The organism is Aeromonas sp. R5-4, assembly GCF_040908215.1.
In the GTDB taxonomy this organism is placed as follows: domain Bacteria; phylum Pseudomonadota; class Gammaproteobacteria; order Enterobacterales; family Aeromonadaceae; genus Aeromonas; species Aeromonas veronii.
Window position 1 is genome coordinate 153288 of record NZ_JBFODG010000016.1, and the last position, 9234, is coordinate 162521.

7 protein-coding genes and 1 rRNA gene are annotated in these 9234 nt (G+C 58.6%); 5 read left to right on the forward strand and 3 right to left on the reverse strand.

What is annotated here, in order from left to right:
• Positions 1-23: 23 nt before the first annotated feature.
• The 3 genes from tdh (at position 24) to AB5Y83_RS08395 (ending at position 4066) form a co-directional block, all read left to right on the forward strand.
• Complete coding sequence (gene tdh / locus AB5Y83_RS08385) at positions 24-1052, forward strand: L-threonine 3-dehydrogenase (RefSeq protein WP_005340852.1); 1029 nt, start codon at positions 24-26, stop codon at positions 1050-1052.
• Positions 1053-1249: 197 nt separating this feature from the next.
• Positions 1250-1705 (forward strand): cytochrome c5 family protein, encoded by a 456-nt coding sequence (locus AB5Y83_RS08390; protein ID WP_368174998.1) that lies wholly within the window; start codon positions 1250-1252, stop codon positions 1703-1705.
• 84 nt (positions 1706-1789) lie between these two features.
• A complete protein-coding gene (locus AB5Y83_RS08395) occupies positions 1790-4066 on the forward strand; it encodes a bifunctional diguanylate cyclase/phosphodiesterase (protein ID WP_005355671.1) in 2277 nt (758 codons plus the stop codon).
• A 2-nt stretch (positions 4067-4068) separates the two neighbouring features.
• On the opposite strand, the gene rep is transcribed toward AB5Y83_RS08395, so the two are convergent.
• The gene (gene rep / locus AB5Y83_RS08400) at positions 4069-6081 is read right to left on the reverse strand and encodes a DNA helicase Rep (RefSeq protein WP_368174999.1); all 2013 of its coding nucleotides are present in this window, start codon (positions 6079-6081) and stop codon (positions 4069-4071) included.
• A 181-nt stretch (positions 6082-6262) separates the two neighbouring features.
• Between rep and AB5Y83_RS08405 the strand changes: the two genes are divergently transcribed.
• Complete coding sequence (locus tag AB5Y83_RS08405; protein WP_368175000.1) at positions 6263-7483, forward strand: aminotransferase class V-fold PLP-dependent enzyme; 1221 nt, start codon at positions 6263-6265, stop codon at positions 7481-7483.
• Between the two features lie 13 nt (positions 7484-7496).
• Positions 7497-7931: a SufE family protein gene (locus AB5Y83_RS08410; RefSeq protein ID WP_368175001.1), complete on the forward strand. Its 435-nt coding sequence runs from the start codon at positions 7497-7499 to the stop codon at positions 7929-7931.
• Positions 7932-7952: 21 nt separating this feature from the next.
• Here the strand turns inward: AB5Y83_RS08410 and tcdA are convergent, their stop codons facing one another.
• Together tcdA and rrf are read right to left on the reverse strand one after the other, a co-directional pair.
• Positions 7953-8789 (reverse strand): tRNA cyclic N6-threonylcarbamoyladenosine(37) synthase TcdA, encoded by an 837-nt coding sequence (tcdA, locus tag AB5Y83_RS08415; RefSeq protein ID WP_031227701.1) that lies wholly within the window; start codon positions 8787-8789, stop codon positions 7953-7955.
• A 193-nt stretch (positions 8790-8982) separates the two neighbouring features.
• A 5S ribosomal RNA gene (rrf, locus tag AB5Y83_RS08420) occupies positions 8983-9097 on the reverse strand.
• Positions 9098-9234 lie beyond the last annotated feature (137 nt).

The following is a 9234-nucleotide window of genomic DNA, read 5'->3' on the forward strand; positions in this document are numbered from 1 at the left end:
GCATTCATATTGAAGGAACAGCCATGAAAGCACTCTCCAAACTGCACAAAGAGGTCGGCATCTGGATGACGGATGTGCCGGCCCCCGAGCTCGGCCACAACGACCTGCTGATCAAGATCCGCAAAACCGCCATCTGCGGCACCGATATCCACATCTACAACTGGGACGAGTGGTCCCAGAAGACCATTCCGGTACCCATGGTGGTCGGCCACGAATATGTTGGGGAAGTGGTCGCCATCGGTCAGGAGGTGCGCGGCTTCGCCATCGGCGATCGGGTCTCCGGCGAAGGGCACATCACCTGCGGTCACTGCCGTAACTGCCGCGCTGGCCGCACTCACCTCTGCCGCAACACCATTGGTGTTGGCGTCAACCGCCCGGGCGCCTTTGCCGAGTATCTGGTGATCCCCGCATTCAACGCCTTCAAGCTGCCGGACAACATCCCGGACGAGCTGGCCGCCATCTTCGACCCGTTCGGCAATGCGGTACACACCGCCCTCTCCTTCGATCTGGTGGGTGAAGATGTGCTCATCACCGGGGCAGGCCCCATCGGTATCATGGCCGCCGCGGTCTGCCGCCATGTGGGTGCGCGCCACGTGGTAATCACCGACGTCAACGAATACCGGCTGGAGCTGGCCCGCAAGATGGGCGCCACCCGCGCGGTCAACGTGGCCAAGGAGAAGCTGGCCGACGTGATGAGCGAGCTGGGCATGACCGAAGGGTTCGATGTGGGGCTGGAGATGTCCGGCGTCCCGAGCGCCTTCCAGGAGATGCTCGACAAGATGAACCACGGCGGCAAGATCGCCATGCTCGGCATTCCCCCCTCCACCATGGCCATCGACTGGAACAAGGTGATCTTCAAGGGGCTGTTTATCAAAGGGATCTATGGCCGCGAGATGTTCGAGACCTGGTACAAGATGGCCAGCCTGATCCAGTCCGGGCTGGATCTCTCCCCCATCATCACCCACAGATTCCACATCGACGAATTCCAGCAAGGGTTCGATGCGATGCGCTCCGGCCACTCCGGCAAGGTGATCCTGAGCTGGGATAAATAACCCATTTCACCCCTTGGTTACTCGAAACCCGGCGAATGTCGGGTTTCTTTTTATCTCCACCGCCCGAATTGCCGTGATATCGCCCAAAACTTTGTACGCAGAGTGTTTAACACTTCACACACAAGCGTTTAAATGGCTGTAACTATTCGGTTATAATCCCGTCGTTTACATGGATAATAAAAGACTGCTGGGAGTATATGAGCGTGTTGAAAAAACTGAGCTATTTGCTGGCTGTCGGGATGACGGCCGCCAGCTTGTCTGGGGCAGTGCTTGCTGCCGATGAGATGTCACCGGAAGCCATTGCCGAGCGGATCAAACCAATCGGTCAGGTCTATACCGCCAAGGATCTGGAAGGTATTGCCGGCGCGAGTGCTGCTCCGGCGGCGGCCGCCTCTTCCGGTCCCCGCGATGGCGAAACGGTATACAAGGGCGCCTGCTTTGCCTGTCACGACACCGGCGCCGCCGGTGCCCCCAAACGGGGTGACAAAGCCGCCTGGGATCCTCGCATCACCCAGGGCATTGATACTCTCAAGAAACATGCCATTGAAGGCTTTACCGGCAAGTCCGGCATGATGCCTCCACGCGGCACCTGTGCGAACTGTAGTGATGAAGAGATTGAAAACGCCATCCACTACATGATCGACAAGCTGTAAGTATTTGAAAGGGCCGCAATTGCGGCCCTTTCAATCTATCGGCTTCCGACTACTCTTGTAAGGTAGACATATCGGGAGTTGCACATGTCGGCCCAATCCATCGAACCCCACTACTCAACTCCTCTGTTGGCGTTGGTCTCTGCCATTATGGACTTCCCGGCGCCACAAACCGCCACGTCTGACGATTACGATGCCCTGATCCAGCAGATTGACCAACTCTGCCCGCTGCAACATTTCGGCATGCTGGGCCTCTCCGATACCGGTCTAAACTGGCTTTACGCCTACAAGGTCAGCGATATCTTCAAGCAACAGCTGGGCCGTGAGCAGTCCCGCATCACCGATCAACTCACCCAGCTGGATGAGGCCGAAGGGTGGTGCGTCTTCCCCATCGAGCATGGCCAGATACAGTGGTTACTGGCGCGTGGCACCCCCGCCGACCTGCCGACCCTGCGTCTGCTGCTGGAGTGTCTGGCCAAGCGGCTGACCGAAACCCAGGCGGGATCCCATCTCACCGAGCTCCCTTCACCGCTGATCCGCAAAGACCCGAACTGGAAAAAGAAAATCGAGAGCATCAGCCGCATCATGCGGCTCGCCAATACCCTGCCGGCCCAGGCGCTCTTCTCCCAACTGGAAGCTGTACTGCGTCAGATGCTCACCATCGAGGACATGCTGCTGGTCAGGCTAACCAGTCAGAAGCTGGAAAAGATCTACCCTGCCCATCCCCATCAAGGAGACGAGTTCATCAGCGGCTTGTGCCACAGCACCAGCAATATCGAGGTGAGCAGGGAGTCACGCTACTGGCACAGCATGCCGCTGCGGCTGCAACAACAGTACTTCGCCCACTTCATCATCAGCACGGCTCAACCGCTGGAGACCGACGACAAGCTGTTTCTCGACTTCCTGCGTGGCCAGCTCACCCTGCTGCTGGAGCTGAGACGGATCCGCCAGCAGCTCAACGACATCAATACCGAAGACTCCATCAACCAGCGGCTGCAACAGCTGCGTCAGACCAACCTCAGGCTGCAAAAGCAGCTCAAGCAGCATCAGGAGCTGGAACGGCGGCTGCAATTCGATGCGCTTCACGACCCGCTGACCCAGCTGCCCAACCGCGCACTGTTGATGAACCACCTCAACCACGCCATGACCCACTACAACCGCTACAAGTCACCGGGATTCGCGGTGATTTTTATCGATGTGGATCATTTCAAGCAGATCAATGACACCCTGGGCCACAGTGCTGGCGATCAGCTGCTCAAGGAGGTGAGCCGCCGCCTGCAGACCTGCATCCGGCAAAACGATCTGGTGGCCAGACTGGGGGGCGACGAGTTTGTCATCTATCTGGACAGCAGCAAGAGCGACGATGACATCAGCCCAGTGCTCAACCGCATTATCAGCCGTCTCTCCTACCCGTTCCGGCTACTCGGCAACGAGTTGAGCATTACCGTCAGCCTTGGGGTATCGAGCGTCTCCGAGCAAACCTCAGATATCAGCCAGCTGCTCCATCAGGCCGATCTGGCCATGTATCAGGCCAAACGCAATGGTCGCAGTCGCATCGTCAGCTACTCGGATGATTGCATCAACCAGAACTGGAATTCGCCGGAAGAGATGCTGGCCAGAGCCTTGCGGGAGGGGCGTATCGTCCCCTACTTCCAGCCGGTGATCCGGCTGCAGGATAGCCGCCTGACCGGACTGGAGGTGATGGCGCGCTGGCTGACCGAGGAGGGGATTCTGAAGGATGCGTTCGACTTTATTCCGCTGGCAGAGCAGTGCGGCCTGATTCTGGAGCTGGATTACCAGATCCTGCGCCACACCTGTCAGCAACTGAAGAACTGGCTGCCAATCTCCGGGCAGGGCAAGTTCAAGGTCGCCATCAATCTGTCGGGCAAGCATCTGGTCAACCATGACCACATCATGCGACTGATGGGGATCATCGAAGAGGAAGGGGTCGCCCCCGGCTATCTGATTTTTGAATTCAACGAGCGGGAGCTGTCGCGGCAAGATTCCGATGCGCTGGCATCCCTGCATGACCTGAGGGCCAAGGGTATCCAGATCAGCCTCGATGATTTCGGCACCGGCTTCTCCTCCCTCAACGCTCTGTTCCACTTCCCGGTGGATTACATCAAGGTGGATGACAGCTTTACCCAGCGGATGCTGCAATCGCCCAAAGATTTGGCGCTGATCCGCGCCATGCGGGATATCTGTCAGGATCTCGATTACACCCTGGTCGTCGAGGGGATCGAGAACCAGCAGCAGTTGCAGAAGCTGATTGATATCGGCTGCCGGATGGGGCAAGGGCGCTATATCTCTCCGCCCATGCCGGGAGCAGACATAGTGCCGCTACTGACCCCGGCCAATCCTTAGGGTTAATCCTTCTTAAACAACGCCCGCAGGTTGGCAACACCGACCTGCCCCTTCTGCTGGCGCTCCTCGGCAGTCACCTTCTTCTGGTTTTCCCATTCAAGGTCATCCTGCGGCAGCTCCAGCAGGAAGCGACTCGGCTCCGGACGTACCGACTCGCCAAACTGACGCCGCTCCTTGCAGAGGGTGAAGGTCAGTTCGGTCTGAGCCCGGGTGATCCCCACGTAGGCGAGACGCCGCTCTTCCTCCACGTTGTCTTCATCTATGCTGGTCTGGTGAGGCAGCAAGCCTTCCTCCATCCCCACCATGTAGACATAGGGGAACTCCAGCCCCTTTGAGGCGTGCAGGGTCATCAACTGTACCTGATCTGCATCATCTTCCCCCTCGTTGCGCTCCATCATGTCGCGCAGGGTGAGGCGAGTGACCACCTGAGCCAGCGTCATCGACTCCTCCAGCTCATCCCCTTCCAGCATCTCGGTGATCCAGCGATAGAGGGTGGAGACATTCTGCATCCGCATCTCGGCCGCTTTCGGGCTGGGGGAGGTCTCGTAGAGCCACTCTTCGTAGTGGATCTCCTTGATCATGTCCCGCACCGCTTCTACCGGATTACCGCGCAACGCCTGATCGCCAAGGCGTACCAACCAGTTGGTGAAGGCCTGTAATGCAGTGAGGCCACGGCCAGAGAGGTGCTGCTCCAGCCCCAGCTCGAAGCTGGCGGCAAACAGGCTCTTGCCGCGCTGGTTGGCATACTGACCCAGTTTTTCGAGGGTGGAGGGGCCAATCTCGCGGCGCGGCAGGTTGACCACCCGCAGGAAGGCGGTGTCCTCATCCGGATTCACCAGCAGCTTGAGGTAGGCCATGATGTCCTTGATCTCGGTGCGGGAGAAGAACGAGGTGCCGCCGGAGATGCGGTAAGGAATCCGGTTGGTCATCAGCGCCTTCTCGAAGATGCGCGACTGATGGTTGCCCCGATAGAGGATGGCGTAATCCTTGAACCGGGTGCGGTTCATAAACTTGTGGCCCATCATCTCGGCGGCGATCCGCTCCGCTTCGTGCTCCTCGTTCTTGGCGAACAGCACCTTGAGCTTCACCCCCTCATCCAATTCGGAGAAGAGCGCCTTGTCATAGACGTGCGGATTGTTGGCGATCAGGATGTTGGCGCACTTGAGGATCCGCCGCTTGGAGCGGTAGTTCTGCTCCAGCTTGATCAGCTTGAGGCAGGGGAAATCTTCGCTCAGCAGCACCAGATTCTGCGGCTTGGCACCTCGCCAGGAGTAGATGGACTGGTCATCATCCCCCACCACAGTAAAACGGGCCCGCTCGCCGACGATCTGCTTCACCAGCTCGTACTGGCTGGTGTTGGTATCCTGATACTCATCGACCAGCAGGTAGCGGATCTTGTTCTGCCAGCGCTCACGCACCTCCTGATTGCTCTTGAGCAGCAGGGTCGGCATCACGATAAGGTCGTCAAAATCCAGCGCGTTATAGGCCACCATCTGGCGGTGATAGCGCTCATAGAGCTGAGCCATCAGTACCTCTTCGGGCCCGCGGGCGATACGCATGGCACGGGCAGGCAGAATAAGGTCATTCTTCCAGTTGGAGATTTGGCTGATAAGGGCCGAGAGCTTGTCCTTGTCGTTGTCGAGCTCGTCTTCAGTCAACTCCTTCAGCAGCGCCAGCTGGTCGGTGTCATCGAACAGGGAGAAGTTGGCCTTGAGATTCAGACTCTTGTGCTCACGACGAATGATATCGAGACCCAGGGTATGGAAGGTGGAGACCATCAGCCCCCGCGCCTCCTTACGTCCCAGGGTCTGGCCGACCCGCTCCTTCATCTCCCGCGCCGCCTTGTTGGTAAAGGTGACCGCAGCGATGTTGCGCGCACTGTAGCCGCACTGCTGCACCAGATAGGCAATCTTGTTGGTGATGACGCGGGTCTTGCCCGATCCGGCACCCGCCAGCACCAGGCAAGGGCCGGAGACATACTTGACCGCTTCGTTCTGATTGGGGTTGAGCTTCATGGGCCGGATCTCTTGGCTTATGATGAGGGGCGGCATTGTACCAGAAATCACCCGACGAGCCGTACCTGCTGCACGGCAGGCAACCGCCAATCGGGCTTATCGCGCCTTGTGTTCGGGCGCTATTTTCAGGATCATGACCGACCTTTCGAGATGATGACTTTTTCCAGATGATGAGGGGAGCATGAATCAGCAACAGCATGACCAACTGCGCAGCCAGTTTCCGGCCTTGGCGCAGGAGGTAAACGGCCACCCTCTGGTCTATCTGGACAACGCCGCCACCACCCAGAAGCCGCAAGCGGTACTGGATGCCATCACTCACTACTATCGGGTCGACAACGCCAACGTGCACCGTGCCGCCCACGCCCTGAGTGGCCGCGCGACCCGCGCCTTCGAGGCCGCCCGCGAAACGGTCGCCCGCTTTATCAATGCGCCCCGCAGCCACGAAGTTATCTGGACCCGTGGTACCACAGAAGCGATCAATCTGGTAGCCCAGAGCTGGGGGATGAACGAACTCAAGACAGGGGACGAAATCATCCTCAGCACGCTGGAGCACCACGCCAATATCGTCCCGTGGCAGCTGGTCGCCCAGCGTACCGGCGCGGTGATCCGGGTTATCCCACTCGATAAGCGGGGCGATCTCGATCTGGCCGCCTATCACGCCATGCTGGGACCACGCACCCGGCTGGTGAGCGTGGCCCACGTATCCAATGCCCTCGGCACTGTCAATCCGGTCACCTGGATGGTGGCTGCCGCCAAAGCGGTTGGCGCCGTGACACTGATCGACGGCGCCCAAGCGGTGGCTCATCTCGAGGTGGATGTGCAAGCCATCGGCTGCGACTTCTACGCCTTCTCCGGTCATAAACTCTATGGCCCGACCGGCATCGGCGTGTTATGGGGCCGCACCGAGCTGTTGGAGCTGATGCCGCCCTGGCAAGCAGGTGGTGAAATGATCGACCGGGTCAGTTTCAGCGGCACCACCTTCAATAGCCTGCCCTTCAAATTCGAGGCGGGCACCCCCCATATCGCTGGCGCAATCGGCCTCGCCGCCGCCATCGACTTTGTGATGGCGCAAGATCGGCAATGGCTCGCCAGCCATGAGCAGACACTGACCGACTATCTGGTCGCTGGCCTGCAACAGGTGCCGGGGCTGCGTCTGGTCGGCGAACCCAGCCAACGCGCCGGTGCTGTCTCTTTCTTGCTCGACGACATCCACCCGCAAGATGCTGCTACCCTGCTCGACATGCAGGGGATCGCCCTGCGAGTCGGCCATCACTGCGCCATGCCACTGATGGAATCGCTCGGGATCGGCGGTACCATGCGTGCCTCGCTGGCTTGCTACAACAATCGGGATGATGTCGACGCCCTGCTGGCCGCCCTGCACAAACTCAGTGACTTCTTCTAAGGCAGATAACCGAATGAGTGACCTCGCAAGCTATACCCAGATTGGCCTTGAGCCCAACGCCGACAAAATCCGCCAACTGTTTGCCGCCGCCCACGGCTGGGAGAACCAGTACCGGCTCATCATCCAGCTCGGCAAGCAGCTGCCGGAGCTACCCGGCGAATGGCAGCAGGAGGAGTTTCGCCTCAAGGGGTGTGAAAGCCAGGCTTGGCTGAAGGGAGAACAAAGCGAGGATGGCTGCTGGCACTTTGCCTGTGATTCCGATGCTCGCATCGTGCGGGGCCTTATCGTCATCGTGCTGGCGGCACTCAACCACCAATCTTCTGCGGCGATCCAGGCTTTTGATATGGAAGGGTATTTCAGCGAACTGGGACTTGAGAAACACTTGAGCCCGTCACGAGGTAACGGGCTCAGAGCGATCGTGCTGGCGATCCGGGAACAAGCGGTCTAACCCGCCTTGTTCAGTGGTCGATTAGGCTTCGCCAATCGACCCAACATCTTCATTCCCTGCCTCTTTCTCGGCGCGGGCACCCCGCTCGGCAATCTTCTTCAATACCCGGGACGCGGCAACCAGCCCAAAGGTTGCCGTCACCGGCGTCACGGCGCCAAAGCCGGAGGCGCAATCCATCTTCATGGTGCCATCGCTGGCCGCTTTGGCCTGACAGGTGCCACCATTGCCATCTGGATAGCTCAGCTGCTCGGTTGAGAAAACACACTCCACCCCGAATTTGCGCGCCGGATTCTTGCTGAAGTTGTGTAACCGGCGCAGGTCGGAGCGCACCTTGGCCGCCAACGGGTCTTGAATAGTCTTGGCCAGATCGGCCACGGTGATTTGGGTCGGATCCATCTGTCCGCCAGCACCACCCGCCACAATCACCGGGATTTTGTTGCGCTTGCAGAAGGCAATCAGCGCCACCTTGGCCTTGACCGAGTCGATGGCGTCCACCACATAGTCAAACTCCCGCTTGATATGCTCGGCCAGATTGTCGGCGGTGACGAAGTCGTCTACCTCGATCACTTCGCAATCCGGATTGATGGCGCGAATGCGCTCTGCCATCACCTCGGTCTTGAGGCGACCAACCGTCCCCTTCATGGCGTGGATCTGGCGATTGGTGTTGGTGATGCAGATATCGTCCATGTCGATCAGGGTGATCTGGTTGATACCAGCGCGTGCCAGCGCCTCCGCAGCCCAGGAGCCCACGCCGCCAACCCCCACCACACAGACCTTGGCCTGGCTAAAGGAACGCAGGGCGTTCTGACCATAAAGACGGGCAATGCCCCCGAATCGCTGTAGATATTCTGCTTTCATACCACCACCTTGCTTGAGGGCGGCCATTATAGCGACAACCACCGCCAGCCGCGATGGCATAACCGGAGAAAATCGGGGAGGAAAAACAGGGAAAACGGCAGAGAAGAGGGAATAAAAGGTCAGTTATCAGACGACTTTCTGAATTGCAGGCAATAAAAAACCCCGCTCATCGAGCGGGGTTCTTAAATTGGGTGCCTGGCAGTGTCCTACTCTCGCATGGCGAATGCCACACTACCATCGGCGCTACCGCGTTTCACTTCTGAGTTCGGCATGGGATCAGGTGGTTCCACGGCGCTATGGCCGCCAGGCAAATTCTTCAATCTTGGAAAGCTGATGTGAATAACGACTTGGTCATTATCACTGAATTAGTAGTTCGCTTAGGTTTGTTACAAGCCTTAGAACACTTCTTGGGTGTTGTATGGTTAAGCCTCACGGGTAATTAGTA

Excerpts from the sequence above, each read along its gene's own strand:
- tdh (WP_005340852.1), top strand. The coding sequence starts at position 24 with ATGAAAGCACTCTCCAAACTGCACAAAGAGGTCGGCATCTGGATGACG.
- AB5Y83_RS08390 (WP_368174998.1), top strand. The coding sequence starts at position 1,250 with ATGAGCGTGTTGAAAAAACTGAGCTATTTGCTGGCTGTCGGGATGACG.
- AB5Y83_RS08395 (WP_005355671.1), top strand. The coding sequence starts at position 1,790 with ATGTCGGCCCAATCCATCGAACCCCACTACTCAACTCCTCTGTTGGCG.
- rep (WP_368174999.1), bottom strand. The coding sequence starts at position 6,081 with ATGAAGCTCAACCCCAATCAGAACGAAGCGGTCAAGTATGTCTCCGGC.
- AB5Y83_RS08405 (WP_368175000.1), top strand. The coding sequence starts at position 6,263 with ATGAATCAGCAACAGCATGACCAACTGCGCAGCCAGTTTCCGGCCTTG.
- AB5Y83_RS08410 (WP_368175001.1), top strand. The coding sequence starts at position 7,497 with ATGAGTGACCTCGCAAGCTATACCCAGATTGGCCTTGAGCCCAACGCC.
- tcdA (WP_031227701.1), bottom strand. The coding sequence starts at position 8,789 with ATGAAAGCAGAATATCTACAGCGATTCGGGGGCATTGCCCGTCTTTAT.